Annotated in this window: 13 protein-coding genes; 4 read left to right on the top strand and 9 right to left on the bottom strand. The window is 64.4% G+C overall.

Annotation, left to right across the window (positions count from 1 at the left end):
- Positions 1-18 precede the first annotated feature (18 nt).
- The 9 genes from RBA40_RS24070 to RBA40_RS24030 form a co-directional block, all read right to left on the bottom strand.
- Positions 19-1,236, bottom strand: coding sequence for a 6-phosphofructokinase (locus RBA40_RS24070; protein ID WP_099874953.1), 1,218 nt, complete (start codon positions 1,234-1,236; stop codon positions 19-21).
- Positions 1,237-1,323: 87 nt separating this feature from the next.
- A complete protein-coding gene (locus RBA40_RS24065) occupies positions 1,324-3,783 on the bottom strand; it encodes an acylase (protein WP_306650589.1) in 2,460 nt (819 codons plus the stop codon).
- A gap of 153 nt (positions 3,784-3,936) precedes the next feature.
- On the bottom strand, positions 3,937-4,302 hold the full coding sequence (locus RBA40_RS24060; protein ID WP_306650588.1) for an MmcQ/YjbR family DNA-binding protein: 366 nt from the start codon (positions 4,300-4,302) through the stop codon (positions 3,937-3,939).
- Between the two features lie 15 nt (positions 4,303-4,317).
- The gene (locus RBA40_RS24055; protein WP_306650586.1) at positions 4,318-6,333 is read right to left on the bottom strand and encodes an alpha/beta hydrolase family protein; all 2,016 of its coding nucleotides are present in this window, start codon (positions 6,331-6,333) and stop codon (positions 4,318-4,320) included.
- 107 nt (positions 6,334-6,440) lie between these two features.
- A complete protein-coding gene (locus RBA40_RS24050; protein WP_306650584.1) occupies positions 6,441-8,588 on the bottom strand; it encodes a S9 family peptidase in 2,148 nt (715 codons plus the stop codon).
- Between the two features lie 135 nt (positions 8,589-8,723).
- Positions 8,724-10,772 carry a sodium:solute symporter family protein gene (locus RBA40_RS24045; protein ID WP_306650582.1) on the bottom strand — a complete coding sequence of 683 codons (2,049 nt, stop codon included), beginning with the start codon at positions 10,770-10,772 and terminating at the stop codon, positions 8,724-8,726.
- Entirely contained in the window at positions 10,769-11,065 is a 297-nt protein-coding gene (locus RBA40_RS24040; protein ID WP_306650581.1) for a DUF4212 domain-containing protein, read from the bottom strand. The genes RBA40_RS24045 and RBA40_RS24040 overlap by 4 nt, the downstream gene beginning before the upstream one ends.
- Entirely contained in the window at positions 11,065-12,582 is a 1,518-nt protein-coding gene (locus tag RBA40_RS24035; RefSeq protein ID WP_306650580.1) for a sensor histidine kinase, read from the bottom strand. Before RBA40_RS24035 ends, RBA40_RS24040 begins: the two co-directional genes overlap by 1 nt.
- Positions 12,579-13,289 carry a response regulator gene (locus RBA40_RS24030; protein ID WP_306650578.1) on the bottom strand — a complete coding sequence of 237 codons (711 nt, stop codon included), beginning with the start codon at positions 13,287-13,289 and terminating at the stop codon, positions 12,579-12,581. Before RBA40_RS24030 ends, RBA40_RS24035 begins: the two co-directional genes overlap by 4 nt.
- A 174-nt stretch (positions 13,290-13,463) precedes the next feature.
- On the opposite strand from RBA40_RS24030, the gene recA reads away from it, so the two are divergent.
- The 4 genes from recA to RBA40_RS24015 all read left to right on the top strand — a co-directional run.
- Entirely contained in the window at positions 13,464-14,543 is a 1,080-nt protein-coding gene (gene recA / locus RBA40_RS24025; RefSeq protein ID WP_099874959.1) for a recombinase RecA, read from the top strand.
- A 15-nt stretch (positions 14,544-14,558) separates the two neighbouring features.
- Entirely contained in the window at positions 14,559-15,014 is a 456-nt protein-coding gene (gene recX / locus RBA40_RS24020) for a recombination regulator RecX (RefSeq protein WP_099874960.1), read from the top strand.
- 517 nt (positions 15,015-15,531) lie between these two features.
- A complete protein-coding gene (locus tag RBA40_RS33600; RefSeq protein WP_374710542.1) occupies positions 15,532-15,921 on the top strand; it encodes a helix-turn-helix domain-containing protein in 390 nt (129 codons plus the stop codon).
- A gap of 198 nt (positions 15,922-16,119) precedes the next feature.
- The coding region (locus tag RBA40_RS24015) for a transposase (protein ID WP_306650576.1) at positions 16,120-16,381 on the top strand (262 nt) is incomplete at its 3' end.

Below are 16,381 nucleotides of genomic sequence, written 5' to 3'. Positions count from 1 at the left end.
ATCAACCGGGCTGCGAGATCAGCCCTTGTTGAGGATCTTGGCTACCGGTGCCGGACGCAGGCGGAACGCGTCCGGCATGCGCGAACCGAGCAGCGGGCGCAGGTACAGGCGGAAAGCGTCGGTGACGTCGGTGCCGCACTCGCTGATGAAGGCGTCGTCCATCACGCGCGTCTTGCCGGCCACGCTTTCCAGCGGCACCAGTTCGTAGTCGACCGAGTAGTAGCCGGTGCGCTTGATCGCCACCGAACCGTCGCGCTCGCCCCACATGGCGAACTGCACGGCTTTTTCGCCCACTTCGCGCGCCTCGCGCTGGTCCACGTCCGACACGCAGCCGATGAAGGAGCGCTGCAGGTAGCCGAAGGTGTCGCCGCGCACGCGCTTGATGCCGAGCTTGGATTTGATTTCGTCGCACAGCAGGTCGGCCAGCGCACCGGTGCCGGAGAGCTGCACATTGCCGTGCGCATCGCGCTCGACTTCGCTCGAGAGCAGGCTGGCGATCGCTTCGCCCGAGGCGTCGTGGATGCCTTCCGACACGGCGATCACGCAGCGCCCGTGGCGCTCGTACATGGCCTTGACGTCGGCCAGGAATTGCTCAAGCACGAAGGTGCGTTCGGGCAGGTAAATCAGGTGCGGCCCATCGTCCGGAAACTTCTTGCCGAGCGCCGCGGCGGCGGTCAGGAAGCCGGCGTGGCGTCCCATCACCACGCCCACGTACACGCCGGGCAGGGCCGCGTTGTCGAGGTTGGCGCCGGCGAAGGCTTGCGCGACAAACCGCGCCGCCGAGGGAAAGCCGGGGGTGTGGTCGTTGCCGACCAAATCGTTATCGATGGTTTTGGGAATGTGAATGCAGCGCAGCGGATAGCCGGCTTTTTGCGCTTCGAGGCTGACGATGCGCACCGTGTCGGAGGAATCGTTGCCGCCGATGTAGAAGAAATGCTCGATCTCGTGGGCGCGAAGCACCTCGAAAATCTTGTGGCAGTAAGCCAGGTCGGGCTTGTCGCGGGTCGAACCGAGCGCCGAGGAAGGCGTCAGGCCGACCAGCTCGAGGTTGTGGCTGGTTTCCTGGGTCAGGTCGACGAAGTCTTCGTCGACGATGCCGCGCACCCCGTGCATGGCGCCGTAGACGCGCGTGACGTTGCGAAAACGGCGCGCTTCGAGCACCACGCCGACCAGCGACTGGTTGATCACGGCGGTGGGTCCGCCTCCCTGTGCGACCAGAATTTTTCCTGACGACATGTGCATCTCCTTGATGTGTGGAACAAGCAGCTTGCAGGCAGTCTACCGCCAGGGCGGCAGACTGCCGGTTTCGTTACGCCGGAGGGCTTATGGCTTGCCGTTCGGCTTGGCGTGCGGCGTGGCCACCGCCTTGCGCGACACCGTCATGGTCGAGAACGCCGGATCGGCCTTGATCTGCGCTTCCGTGTACGGCTGGGTGATCCATTCCTTCTTCGAGAAGCGCTCGGTCTGGTCGGCGTAATGCTTGGAGGCCGGATCGGTCGATTGCGAGTAGGCCAGCATGGCTTGCGCCTGCGGGCCGTTCTTGTCGAACGACACGGTCTGGATGTAGCTGGTGCCGTAGATCACTTCCAGCTTGCCGTCCGCGCCCGGCACGGTGCCGATCGCGTTGTACACGCCATCGGTGCCCTTGCCGCCGTGGATCGGGATCTGCCTGGTGCCGCGCGTGGAGACCTGCACATCGCCCCAGCGCGCGTCCTGCGATACACCCATGCGCGCCACGTCCAGCGCCGACGAGGCCAGCGCCTGGCGCACCGTGTTGGCGGCGAGCACGTTATCGATGTTCAGGCCGCGCGGGGTGTTGACCGGATCGGCCGGGTTGAACGGCACTGCCCAGATGCCCGGCACGCGCACGATGCGCTCCCACAGGCCGGTGAAGTACAGATAGCCGATGTTGCTGTCGAGGTTGACCGTGCGGTCCCACTGGTTCAGGCGCGCGCAGGCGCTGGTGAGGTCGACGCTGGTGCCGTCGGCGGCCTGGGCGTTCTTGTCGCCGCGACACAGGGTCAGCACGTCGTCCATGATCTGCTCGGCGTAGTAGACGCGGTTGCTCAGGGCCAGGCCCTGCAGTTGCGCGACCGTCATGCGGCGGCCGGCCAGGCCATCGGTACCGGCCAGGCGTTTCTCCAGCTGCGAGATGCCCAGGCGGGTGCGGCCGAACTGCTCGACATTGTCGACGCTGACGATGTCCGGGAAGCCCGCCAGCGGCGCGTGCGGATTGGAGAGCCAGGCGCTGTCGTTGGAGTTTTGCACGTAGTCGTTGCGGGTCAGGCGCGGCAGGCTGGCGCCGGCGAAGATGCCGCTCTGGGGCGCATTGCTGTCGGTGCCGGGGGCGCAGGCGCTGGTCGCGCCGCTGAGCACGAACAGGCCGCGCGCGGCCAGCGGTTTGAACGGCGCCGGCACGCAGGCGTTCTGCTTGGCGGTGCTCACGTGCGGCACCACCGTGACATCCATGAACAGGGCGCTGCCTTCCTTGTCGACGGCCAGGGTGTTCACCCATGGCAGGCCGACGGTGCGGTCGATCGAGGCCTTGAATTCGTCCAGGCTGCGCGCGCTGTTCATGCCGTACCACTGTTCCAGCATGCGGTGATTGCCCAGGTTGGCGTCGTTGATGGCGTACGCCATGCCGCCGGTCCAGTCGAGCTGGCCGGGAATGACGACCATCGGGCCGAACTGGCTGCTGTAGAAGGTGCGCGATTGCTGGCGCACCACGCCGTCGGGACCCTTGACGTCGATGGTGACGGTCTTGCGCTCCATGCTCTGCGGCTTGCCGTCGAACAGGTACTTGGTCGGGTCGGACGGGTCCAGCGGCATTGCGTGCACGGTGAAGTGGGCCGAATTGTTGACCGTGTGGCTCCACGCCAGGTTCTGGTTGAAGCCGATATTGACCATCGGCATGCCGCCGAGGGCGGCGCCCATGGCGTCGAGCTTGCCGGGGATCGTCAGGTGCAGCTGGTAAAAGCGCAGCGCGCCGCGCCATGGGAAGTGCGGGGTGCCGAGCAGCATGCCCTGGCCGTTGTCGGTGGCATCCTTGCCCAGCGCCACCGCATTACTGCCGGTGCGTTCGCGCATCGCGGTCCAGTAGTCGGGGTCCATCGGGTTCATGCCGGCCTTGGGCGGGACGGCCGGCATCAGCGGATTCTGGCCCGGCGGCGCGGCGCCCACGATGGCGGGAATGAACTGGCCGGAACTGGCTTCGGCGGCGTAGCGGCGCAGCAGCTTGACCATGTCGGCCTCGTTCACCTTGCGTACCCAGGCGCCGTTCTTGCACGCGTCCGGCAGGTTGTTCATGCCGGTCTTGTCGAGGTAATCGTTGTAACCGGCGACGTAGCCTTCGATCATTGCCTTCATCGGCGCCGAATGGGCATTCCAGGCGGCCTTGACGGCATCCTCATCGTTGATGATGCGGTAAAAGAAATCGGTCTGCAGGTTCGGAAGGTCCGAGGTCTGGCGCGTCGCGGTCGGGCCGAAGTGTTTCGAGCGCTCGCCGCTGACGGTGGTGAATTCGTCGGCCATCAGGCAGACATTGTCTTGCGCGTAGGCGGTGGCCACGCCGTAAGCGAGGCTGCCTTCATCGTGTGCCTTGATGTGCGGCACGCCGAACGAGGTGCGGCTGATCTCGGCCTGGTATTTCAGCGCCGGGTCGTTCGGCTTTTTGGATTCGTCTTTTTTGTCTTCGTTGTTGCAGCCGGCGGTCATGGCCAGGGCAACAGCGCCAGCCAGCACCAGCAGACGCGGCGCGTGGGGATTCTTGAATGGGATGGTCATGTAGGTCTCGTGTTAGATACATTGATGGCGCAGCAGTGCGATATTTTATATCGAAATTACATCAAAATTGTAGAAATAATAACTTTGCGCCACCGCTGCGGGCGTGGTAGAAATGGGCGTCCGGCGGGCCTCCGGCCGGCGCTGGCGCCGAGCTCAATGTGCTTCTTTCTCCAATAAAGCGAGCTCTGCCTTGCTAAGCGCAGCGCGCGCTTTCTGGTACGACCATGCCAGCAAATCGGCCAGGAAATCGGCCGGAAAAGCACGTACGTCGATGATCGTCACCCAATGAAACCGCCCCATGTAGCGGGCTGGCTTCACGCCAGGCATGCCGGTCAGTCCGAGGAACTGGTCGGGCGCGACACGGATGCTGAACCGCCCCATTTCCGGTTCGCTGGTCTTGAAGTAGGCAAACTTTTTTCCGCCCACCGCATACACCAGGATATTGCTCGGACTCGCATGCAAGGTTTCAGTTGCATGCGGAAAGGCCCGGCAACGCTGTTGTAACTGTTGCGTGTTCATGACAGTGGAAGCGTTTCAGGGCGTGCCGATATGGCGGCCCAGAAATTTTTCGACCCGTCCCCAGAAGTCGATGCGGTTTTTTGGCAACGACCAGCCGTGGCCTTCTTCCTGGTACACCACCCATTCGATGTTCGGATTGTGAACCTTGAGCGCTTCGTAAAACTTCTTGCCGTGGTACAGCGGCACGCGCCGGTCGGCCGCGCCGTAGGCCATCAGCAGCGGCTGGGTGATGCGCGCCGCCTGCAGCAGGGGCGAGGTGGCGCGCAGCTGGGCCGCATCTTTGTCGGGATCGCCGATCAGGGTCGGTGCGCCGTACTTGAGGTAGGAACTGCTCAGGTCGGAGGTGAAGCTCCAGTGGCCCGTGTAGAGCAGGTTGATGTCGGTCACGCCGACCCAGTTGACGCCGCACTTGTACAGGGCCGGATCGTTCGCCAGGCCCATCAGGGTGGCGTAGCCGCCGTAACTGGCGCCGGCGATACAGATGCGCTTGGGGTCGGCGATGCCTTGGGCGATCGCCCATTTGGTGGCGTCGGCGATGTCGTCCTGCATCTTCAAGCCCCACTGCTTCCAGCCGGCACGATAGTGCTTGGTGCCGAAGCCGGTGCTGCCGCGAAATTCGGGTTCGAGCACGGCGTAGCCGCGCGATGCCAGGAACTGGCTGTCGGCCGACCAGGCCCATTCGTTGCCGCGCACGTAAGGGCCGCCGTGGACCAGCACCACCATCGGCAGGTTCTTGCGCTTGCCGTTGGGCAGGGTCAGCCAGGCCGGCACCGTCAGGCCATCGCGCGCCGTGGTGCGCACCAGTTCCTGTTCGGCCATCTGGGCCGGCACGATGCGTTCCTGGGTGCTGCCGACGCTGGTGAACTTGGCGGTATCGAGGTTGTACAGGGTGTAGTGCGTGGGTTGTTTATCGGAATACGCTTGCACCAGCACCCACGGGCTGTCGGGGCGCGTGGGCGGATTGATCATGTTCGCGGTGGCGGGCAGGGCGGCGTCGATGGTCGCCTGCAGCGTTTTCATCTTCTCGTCGAACCACACGGTCGCGCGCGCGTCGCTCAGGTAGCGCACGCCGAGCATCTGGTCGCGCGTGGTGATCAGCCGGCCGCTGAAGTCGTAATCGGCCAGGGCCACCAGCGGTTTTTCGTTGACCTGGCTGGTCTTGAGGTCGAAGGTATGCAGCGCCGCCTTGTCCTTGCCGGCGTCGCTGAGCACGTACAGGGTGCCGTCCGGGCCGAAGGCCAGCGGCGTGAAGGCTTCCTTGCCGCCGAGGTAAGCGTCGAAGGAAGCGATCTTGCGCCATTCCTTGCTGGCCGGATCGAGATACCAGATGGTTTCGATGTTCTTTTCCAGCGCGATGCACAGGCGCGGCTCGCCCTTGTGGTCGAGCAGCCAGCCTTGGCACGGCCCGGGCCGCTTGACCGTTTCGGCGCGCCCGGTCACCGTGTTCACGCGGACCAGGTTGACGTACTTGATGTCGCCGGCTTCATCGAGGCCGTCGCGTTTGGGATTGATCACGTAGACATCGTCGGAGGCTTGCGCGCCTAACTGCTCGACCAGGTAGTGGTCGGCCGGCAAGGTGGTGCGGGCCACGCCGTGCTCCTGCACGAAGTTGCCGCTGACCTGCACCAGCTGCTTGAAACCGCTGCCGTCGCGGTTGACCGCGAACAAGCCCGGGCCGTAGATGGCGTCCCCCGGGCCGATGGATTTATCGGTCGAGTCCAGTACCAGGCGCTCGTCGTTGACCCATTGGAAGGTGTCGACATCCCGATCGGCGAACTGGGCCACGACCTTGATCGCGTTGGTGGCAAGGTCGATCACGATCAGGCGGTCGCGCTTGTTGTCGTTGGAAAAGCGCACGGCCAGATACTTGCCGCTGGGTGAGAGGTTGGCGGCGCTGAAAGCCGGGTTATCGAAGAAATCGGCAATCGGCGGCGGCGCCGCTGGCACGGCATCGGCGCTGAAGGCAGGCGTGATCAGGGCGCAGGCGAGCAGGGCGGCGCCGCGCAGGAAGGCTGGAAAGCGGGTGGACATGGGGCGGCTCGGTAGGATGGAAACAGGCTGGACAGTTGCTTCCTGTCCAGTCTGTCAATACTATCGTTTTGCCAACCTTAGCGCCAGCCTTATCGCTTGGCCGGGTGTCAGGGCGTGCCGATATGGCGCTGCAAGAATTTTTCGACCCGGGTCCAGAAGTCGATGCGGTTCCTGGGCAAGGACCAGCCGTGGCCTTCTTCCTGGTACACCACCCATTCGACGCTGGGGTTGTGTTCCTTGAGCGCTTCATAAAACTTCTTGCCGTGGTACAGGGGCACGCGCCGGTCGGCGGCGCCGTAGGCCAGCAGCAGCGGCTGGCGGATGCGCGCCGCCTGCTGCAGGGGCGAGGTGGCGCGCAGCTGGGCCGCATCCTTGACCGGATCGCCGATCAGGGTGGGGGCGCCGTACTTGAGGAAGCCGGCCGAGGCGTCCGAGGTAAAGCTCCAGTGGCCCGTGTAGAGCAGATTGATATCGGTCACGCCGACCCAGTTGATGCCGCACTTGAACAGGGCCGGATCGTTCGCCAGGCCCATCAGGGTGGCGTAGCCGCCGTAGCTGGCGCCGGCGATGCAGATGCGCTTGGGGTCGGCGATGCCTTGGGCGATGGCCCATTTGGCCGCATCGGCGATGTCATCCTGCATCTTCAAGCCCCACTGCTTCCAGCCGGCCCGGTAGTGTTTGCTGCCAAAGCCGGTGCTGCCGCGAAACTCGGGTTCCAGCACCGCGTAGCCGCGCGATGCCAGGAACTGGCTGTCGGCCGACCAGCCCCATTCGTTGCCGCGCACATAAGGGCCGCCGTGCACCAGCACCACCATCGGCAGGTTCTTGCGGTGGGCATTCGGCACGGCGGTAGGCACAGCGGTAGGCACGGCGGTAGGCACAGCGGTAGGCACGGCGGTAGGCACAGCGGTAGGCACGGCGGTAGGCACAGCGGCAGGCACGGCGGCAGGCACCGCGGCAGGCACGGCGGGAGGCAGTGTCAGCCAGGCAGGCACCGGCAAGCCGTCGCGCGCCGTGTAGCGCACCAGTTCCTGCTCGGCCATCCGGGCCGGGTCGACGCGTTCGTGAGTGCTGCCGACGGGGTTGAACTTGCCGGTATCGAGGTTGTACAGCATGTAGCGGCCCGGCTGGCGGTCGGAATACGTGCGCACCAGGACCCAGGGTGCCTCGGCGCGCGCGGGCACGTCGACCAGGTTGACGGTAGCGGGCAGGGCGGCGTCGATGGCCGCTTGCAGCGCCTTCATCTTGGGATCGAACCACACGGTCGAGCGCGCATCGCTCAGATAGCGCACGCCCAGCAGCTTGTCGCGCGTGGTGATCAGGCTGCCGCTGAAGTCGTAGTCTGCCAGCACCACCAGAGGCTCGGCGCTGAGCTGCCCGGTGGCGAGGTCGAAAGTATGCAGGGCTTGCTTGTCCTTGCCCCTGGTGCTGAGCACGTAAAACGTGCCGTCCGGGGCAAAGGCGAGCGGCGAGAATGCATCCTTGCCGCCGAGGTAGGCGTCGAACGTGGCGATCCGGCGCCACTCCTTGCTGGCCGGGTCCAGGTACCAGACCGCTTCGGTATTCTTGTCGCGGGTAACGCAGATGCGCGGCTCGCCCTTGTGGTCGAGCAGCCAGGCCCGCGCCAGTCCCGGACGGCGCACCGTTTCGCTGCGTCCGGTGACGGTATTGAGGCGGATCAGGTTGACGTATTTGACGTCGCCGGATTGATCGATGCCGTCGCGCTTGGGGTTGGTGACGTACACATCGTCCGAGGTTTGCGCGCCTTTCTGCTCGACCAGGAAATGATCGGCCGACAGGACGTTGCGGGCCACGCCATGCTCCTGCACGAAGTTGCCGCTGACCTGCACCAGCTGCCTGAAATTGCTGCCGTCGCGGTTGACCGCGAACAGGCCGGGCCAGTACACGACGTCGCCGGCGCCGATGGTCTTGTCGGTCGAGTCGAGCACCAGGCGTTCGTTGTTGACCCACTCGAAACGGTTGACGTCGCGATCGGTGAACTGGGCCACGACCTTGACGGCATTGGTGGCCAGTTCGATCACGATCAGGCGGTCGCGCTTGTTGTCGTTGGAATAGCGCACGGCAAGGAACTTGCCGTTGGGTGAAAGAATGGCGCCGCTGAAGGCCGGGTTGTCGAAAAAATCGGCGATCGGCGGCGGGGCCTTCGGCGCCGCATCGGCGCTGAAGGCGGGAGTGAACAGGGCGCAGGCGCACAGAAGCGCGGCGCGCAACAAGGGCAGGAGATAGCTGGACATGTGGACTCGATCGTCTGGGAAGCAGGAAACGGGAAGAACGGCGGCGGCGAAGCGGCGCACGCCGTTAATCCTAGCGCCTTGGCGGGGACGATGCCAGCGCGTTTCGCGACGGCGCTGCGTTGTCGCGACAATTCGTCATTCGGGCGCGCGCAAGTGGTCGATCAGGCTGCCCGAGCGGGCGTCCGGGGCGGGTGTGAGCAGGCTGACCACGATCAGCACCAGCACCCCGGCCGGCACCCCGAACACGCCGGCCGACATGGGCGCGATGTGGAACCACTGGCCGGCCGCGCTGCCGCCGAGGATGGGATTGGTGTGCAGCATGTAGTACAGGCACACGCAAAAGCCGGCCGCCATGCCGGCCAGCGCGCCGGCATGGTTGGCGCGCTTCCAGAACACCCCCAGCGCCAGCGCCGGGAACAGGGTCGAGGCCGCCAGCGAAAAGGCGGCGCCCACCAGCGACAGGATATCGGCCGGCTTCTGCGAAGCGGCGTAGGCGGCGATGAAGGCCACCGCCAGCAGCAGCAGCTTGGAAATGGTGACCCGCTTCTGGGTCGAGGCGCCCGGATCGATCACCTTGTAATAGAAGTCGTGCGAGAGCGCATTCGAGATCGCCAGCAGCAGTCCGTCGGCGGTGGACAGGGCCGCGGCCAGCCCGCCGGCCGCCACCAGCCCTGAAATCACATAGGGCAGGCCGCCGATTTCGGGCGTGGCCAGCACCAGCATGTCGCCGTCGATGGCGATTTCGGCCAGCTGGACGATGCCGTCGGCATTGATGTCGGCAATGCTGATGAGGGGATTCGTCTTGTCCACATTGGCCCAGTAGCTGATCCAGGTGGGCAGCTGGGTGAATTTGGTGCCGACCAGCGCGCTGTACAGGTCGTACTTGATCAGCACCGCCAGCGCCGGGATGGAGAGGTAGATGAGCAGGATGAAGAACAGGGTCCAGAACACCGATACGCGGGTGTCGTGCACCGAGGCGGTGGTGTAGGAACGCATCAGGATGTGCGGCAGCGCGGCCGTGCCCAGCATCAGGCAAAACACCAGCGCCAGAAAATTGTTGCGGCGGATGTCGGAGGCGGCGCGGTCGGTGCCCGGAAACGGCGTCGCGTGCGGCTGGGGCGGCCGCGCGCGCGCCAGATTCGCCGCGCGGGCCGCGTTCCAGGTGCGCGCGGCCTCTTCCGCATTCTTGGGCCAGGCGATCAGGGCGCGCTCGGCGGCGCGGATCTCGCCCAGCGCGGCATTGCGCAGGCGCACCGCGTCGAGGCGGCGCTGCACATCCTGGCGCCCGTTTTCCCACGAGGCCGGCAGCGCCGTCACCATTGCGTGGTAATACTCGGCGCGCTGGGCGAAGATGGCGCGCACTTCGCGCTCGCGCGGGTCGCGCTCCAGTTCGGCCTCGCGCGCGGCCAGCTTGGGCATCACGCTGCCGTACGCCACCTGCGGCACCGGATTGTCGGCATGCTTGAGCGAGAGCCACATGGTGGGCAGCAGGAACGCCACGAGGATGATGATGTATTGCGCCACCTGGGTCCAGGTAATTGCCCGCATGCCGCCCAGGAACGAGCAGACCAGGATGCTGGCCAGCCCGAGGAAAATGCCGACCGAAAAATCGACCCCGGTAAAGCGCGAGGCGATCAGCCCGACCGCGTAAATCTGCGCCACCACGTAAGTGAACGAGACGATGATGGTGGCGCCGACCGCCATCACCCGCACCGGACCGCCGCGCCCGCCCGCGCCGCCGCCGTAGCGCGCCGCCAGGAAGTCGGGGATGGTGTACTGGGCGAACTTGCGCAGATAGGGCGCGATCAGCAGCGCCACCAGGCAGTAGCCGCCGGTCCAGCCCATGATGTAGGCCAGGCCGTCGAAGCCGTGCAGGTACAGCCCGCCGGCCAGGCTGATGAAGCTGGCGGCCGAAATCCAGTCGGCGGCGGTGGCCATGCCGTTGAACAGGGCCGGCACCCGGCGCCCGGCCACATAATATTCCGTCACGTTCGAGGTGCGGCTGATGACGCCGATGGCCGCGTACAGCACGATGGTGGCGAACATGTACAGGTAGCCGAGCCAGACGCGCGGCATGCCTTCGCGTTCGAGCAGGGCCAGCGAGAGCACGAAGGCGATGAAACACACCGTGTACCACAGGTAATAGCGGCTCAGGCGCCCGAACTGCGAGCCGGGCGCGCTCATGCTGCATCCTTGAGGGCAGCGACGAAGCGGCGGTCGGCGCGCCGCATGGCCAGCACGTAGAGGCCGAGGATGGCCAGGTACACCAGCGAGGCGCCCTGGGCCGCCAGGTAGAACGAGAGCGGCCAGCCGAACAGCGACCAGGTGGCCAGTTCGCGCGCGAAAAACACCGTGCAAAAGCCCGTGGCCAGCCACAGCAGCAGCAGGATGGCCGTGATGCGGCGCGTGCGCGCCCAGTGCACCCGGCGCGCGGCCACGAGGCGGCGGCGCTGGTCGGCCACGGCGCTCGTTTCCATCAGCCGGCCTCCTCGTCGGTGACGCGCGGCGGCGGGAAGCTCAGGCGGAACTGGCAGCCGGGCGCTTTTTTCTGCCCGCTGCGCGGATTGTTGAAAATGTCGACAGCGGCGCCGTGCTGCTGGGCGATCTCGCGCACGATGGCCAGCCCCAGGCCGCTGCCGGGCGCGCTGTTGCCGAGGATGCGGTAAAAGCGCTCGAACACGTGGGCGCGCTCGTCCGGGGCGATGCCGGGGCCGGTATCCTCGACTTCCAGGATGGCCAGCTCGTCCTCGCGCCGCACGCGCACGGTGACGCTGCCGCCGGCCGGGGTGTAGCGCAGGGCGTTGTCGATCAGGTTCGACAGCAGCTCGCGCAGCATCATCGGGTTGGCCGCGATCAGCACCGGCTCGTCGGGCGCCTCGAAGCCGAGGTCGATGCGGTGGGCGAACGAGGCTTGCACCCAGTCCTGCACGGTATCGCGCGCGCGCTCGCACAGGTCGAGCTCCTCGTAGGCCAGGCCGGCGTTGGGCTGGTTTTCGGCGCGCGCCAGGGCCAGCAGCTGGTTGACCAGGCGCGTGGCCGATTCGGAACTTTTGGCCAGCTGTTCGAGCGAGCGCCGGATTTCCTCGGGGTCGAGCTGGCGCAGTGCCAGTTCGGACTGCATGCGCATGCCGGCCAGCGGGGTTTTCATCTGGTGGGCGGCGTCGGCGATGAAGCGCTTTTGCATTTCGATGGTTTGCGAGAGGCGTTCGAGCATGTCGTTGAGCGAGCCGACCAGGGGCGAGATTTCTTCCGGCACCTGGCGCGAATCGATCGGCGAGAGGTCGTCCGGACGGCGCGCGCGGATGCGTTCCTGCAGCTGGGCCAGGGGCGAGAGGCCGCGCGTCAAGGCCAGCCAGACCAGGGCCAGCACGATCGGCAGGATGATGAACTGGGGCAGGATCACGCCCTTGATGATTTCGTTGGCGAGCTGGGCGCGCTTGTCCAGCGTTTCGGCCACCTGCACCAGGGCCGCGTAAGGCTCGTCGCCGCGCTTGGCCAGCGGGCGCAGGTTGACGTAGGAAAAAGCGATGCGCACCGGCGTGCCGTGCATCAGCTCGTTGCGGAAATGGACGCGCCCGTTGCGCAGGCGTTCCTCGTCGGGCGGCAGCGGCAGGTCGCGGTCGCCATCGATGTGTTCGCGGCGCGGGCCGATGATCTGGATATACACCTGGTCGACATCGTCGGCGCGCAGGATGTCGCGCGCGCTGCCGGGCAGGCGCGAGAGCACCTTGCCGTCGACTTCGCGCACCTGCTGGGCCAGCACGGTGATGCTGTCTTCGAGGGCCCGGTCGAAGGGCTCGTTGGCGATCGACTTGGCCACCAGGTAGGTGATGGCGATGCTCATTGGCCACAGCAGCAGCAGCGGGGCCAGCATCCAGTCGAGGATTTCGCCGAACAGGGAATGCTGGATGTTTTCGTCCGGCTCGGCGCCGGGCGGCACGTAGATGGGGTCGGAAGGGGCGAGCGCGGCCGGGGCGGCCTCGCGCACGCTCACTTCGATTCCACGCCTGCCTCGAGGCTGGCGCGGGTGGCGTCGGCGTATTTTTCCAGGCAATAGCCCAGGCCGCGCACGGTGGCGATGCGCACCCCGCCCACCTCGATCTTCTTGCGCAGGCGGTGCACATAGACTTCGATGGCGTTGTTGGATACTTCCTCGCCCCATTCGCACAGGTGGTCGACCAGCTGTTCCTTGGACACCAGGCGCCCGGCGCGCGCCAGCAGGATCTCCAGCAAGCCCAGTTCACGCGCCGACAGGTCCAGCATCTGGTCATTGATATAGGCGCTGCGCCCGACCTGGTCGTAGGCCAGCGGGCCATGGCGCACCACGGCCGCGCCGCCGCCGGCGCCGCGCCGGGTCAGGGCGCGCACGCGCGCCTCCAACTCGGACAGGGCGAATGGCTTGGCCATGTAATCGTCGGCGCCCAGGTCCAGGCCATTGACGCGCTGCTCGATCGAGTCGGCCGCGGTGAGGATCAGCACCGGCAGGAGCGAGGCGCGCGCGCGCAGGCGGCGCAGCACTTCCAGCCCCGATAGCTTGGGCAGGCCCAGGTCGAGGATCAGCAGGTCGAACTCCTGGGTGGACAGGGCCGTATCGGCTTCCTGACCGTTCTTCACACAATCGATGGCGTAGCCGGACTGGCGCAAAGAGCGCGTCAATCCATCGGCAAGCACGCTATCATCTTCGGCAAGTAAAATACGCATGAGGGCACCGGAACGTCTAATTAGGGCTATTGTGTTTCATTTGGCGCAACGCCGGGAATTTTTTTGAATCGGGGGCGCGTGCCGCTTGCATAAACCACTGTTTATTTGTACAGTGTTGTCTGTGACGTGACTTCTGCCCTGGATCTGGACCACTCTCTGGACTGAAAGAAAATTATGGATGATAAAAAAACCGTATTAAATGCTGGCGAGAAAGGCAAGGCGCTGGCCGCTGCCCTCGCGCAGATTGAAAAGCAGTTCGGCAAGGGCTCCGTCATGCGCATGGACGCCAACGCGCCCGTCGAAGATGTGCAGGTCGTCTCGACCGGTTCGCTCGGCCTGGACATCGCGCTGGGCGTGGGCGGCTTGCCGCGCGGCCGCGTGGTCGAGATCTATGGTCCTGAATCGTCGGGTAAAACCACCCTGACCCTGCAGACCATCGCGCAAATGCAAAAACTGGGCGGCACCTGTGCCTTTATCGATGCCGAGCACGCGCTTGACGTCGGTTACGCCCAAAAATTGGGCATCAACCTGTCCGAACTGCTCATTTCGCAGCCGGACACGGGTGAGCAGGCCCTGGAAATCACCGATGCGCTGGTGCGTTCGGGCAGCGTCGACCTGGTCGTGATCGACTCGGTGGCGGCCCTGACTCCGCGCGCCGAGATCGAAGGCGACATGGGCGATTCGCTGCCGGGTTTGCAGGCACGTCTGATGTCCCAGGCACTGCGCAAGCTGACCGGTTCGATCAACCGCACCAACACCCTGGTTATCTTCATCAACCAGATCCGCATGAAGATCGGCGTCATGTTCGGCAGCCCGGAAACCACCACCGGTGGTAACGCACTCAAGTTCTACGCTTCCGTGCGCCTGGACATCCGCCGCACCGGTTCGATCAAGTCCGGCGACGAAGTGATCGGTAACGAAACCAAGGTCAAGGTCGTCAAGAACAAGATCGCGCCACCGTTCAAGGAAGCGCACTTCGACATTCTTTATGGCGAAGGCACGTCGCGTGAAGGCGAGATTCTGGATCTGGGTGCGGATAACAAGATCGTCGAGAAGTCGGGTTCCTGGTACAGCTACAACGGCGAACGTATCGGCCAGGGTAAGGATAATGCGCGCATCTTCCTCAAGGAGCGTCCGGCCCTGGCGCGCGAGATCGAAAACAAGGTGCGCGTGGCCCTGGGCGTGCGCGAGCTGCCGCCGGTCGGTGGCGAGGAGCCTGTCAAGGTCGCCAAGCTGAAAGCAGTCCCCGAGTAATCGGCGGCGGCAACGATGGCAGCACCCCAACTGAGCCTGAAAGGCCGTGCCCTGCGCTATCTCTCGATGCGCGAGCACAGCCGGCTTGAACTGGGGCGCAAGCTGGCGCGCCATGCGGAGGAGGGCGACGACGTCGACGCCCTGCTCGATTTCCTCGAAAAAAACAATTGGCTGTCGCAGGAACGGTTTTCCGAATCCCTGATTCACCGCCGCTCCGCGCGCTTCGGCAACAGCCGCATCATGGCCGAGCTGCAAAGTCACGGGGTCAAGGGCGAAGCCTTGCAGGAGTTGAAGGCCGGGCTGGCCGACAGCGAGACGGCGCGCGCCTGCGAAGTGTGGCAGCGCAAATTCGGTACGGTGGCGAGCGATCCCGCCGAGCGCAACAAGCAGATGCGGTTTCTGATGCAGCGGGGGTTTTCCCAACGCGCGGTCCGGGCGGCGATGCAGGGGCGCGATCCGGATGATGACTAGATAATTTCTCTGAAGTGTTGTCCCGCTTGCCGCCCCCTGGCGCCTGAGCGTGAGCAAGTGCGCCGCAGCGCTGGCGCCGCTGCCCTGGGCGGAAAAGCGGAGCGCCTTTCGCCGTATGCCGGAGGTGTTACACCGGCATACTCCTCAACGGTGGAAGGCGCTACGCTTTTCCGCTCTGGAGCGATAGCTATCTTCTCTCTACTAAGTTAGTACCATTGTTTCTTCTTTGGCCAAATTCCCGTTGGGCGCCGGTCCAAAAAATTGTATGACCGAGATGAAAATTGCGTCTACGCTGGGTGTTGTTTAAGCGCCAGAATCGTCGCCAAGCAAAAAAATGACTAAAAGTAACAGAAATTGTGTTATTCATGAGATAATTCTTGTCTACTTTTTGCTACACTAACTCGGCGTTTCCACTTCTTGCGGATGTGCTCTTTTGCGCACGTATTCCCCGTATCCTAAGTAGTCGACCAATTTTTGTTGTCAAAGTCAAATAGGTAATCTATTTGGAATTGATATCATGAAATTGTTAGTGCTATCGAAGGACGAGCGGCGGACGTTGCGGGAGATGGGAATTTTTCACAGCCACCCACGAACTCGAATGCGGGCGCAGGGGATTTTACGGCTGAGTCAAGGATTGACGTTGCAGCAGACGGCAGATGAATTCATGGTGCATTTGAGCAGCGTTGAGCAGTGGAGGCAGCGTTGGAACAGGTTGGGGCTGGCCGGGCTATATGAAGGTCGCCGTACGGACGCCCGCCGAAATGGACAGAGCAACAGAGACAAGCGCTACGCGAGTTGGCGCAGTCTGACGGTGGAATGGCAGCAGCCTTGCTGCGTCACATCGGGCAGCGCCAAGAGGCGGTATCGATTAGCGAGAGCACCGTCAAACGCTATCTCAAGGAAATGAATTTCAGCTACAAACGTTACCGGTACGGTCTAAAAAAAGCGCAGCGAGGACGCTTTCGAGCGCGCCCGTCAGGTAATTGCATCGTTGGGCAAGCTGGACCGAAACGGCCAGTGCGAACTGCTATATTTTGACGCATCAGGCTTCAGCCCCAACCCGCCGGTGCAATACGGGTGGACACAGCGTGGCTAGTCGCGCGCCGTGGAACCTCAAGCACACCGACAGCGCGTCAATGTACTCGGAGCCCTGCGTCACGGGGGCGAACTGGTGTGGACCACTCAGCAGCGGCCAACTGTGCGCGACGATGTCATTGCCTTCTTTAACCAGATAGCGGGACACCCACACTCCGTGCCCCGCATTGTGGTACTGGATAATGCAGCGATTCACAAAGGCGATGTCATGGAAAGCAAACGCCGGAAGTGGGCAAGGCAAGGGCTTCAACTGTATTACCTGCCGCCCTACA

Origin of the sequence: Massilia pseudoviolaceinigra, from assembly GCF_030846505.1 — a bacterium.
Lineage (GTDB): Bacteria > Pseudomonadota > Gammaproteobacteria > Burkholderiales > Burkholderiaceae_D > Telluria_A > Telluria_A violaceinigra.
This window is presented reverse-complemented; position numbering and strand designations above follow the sequence as displayed.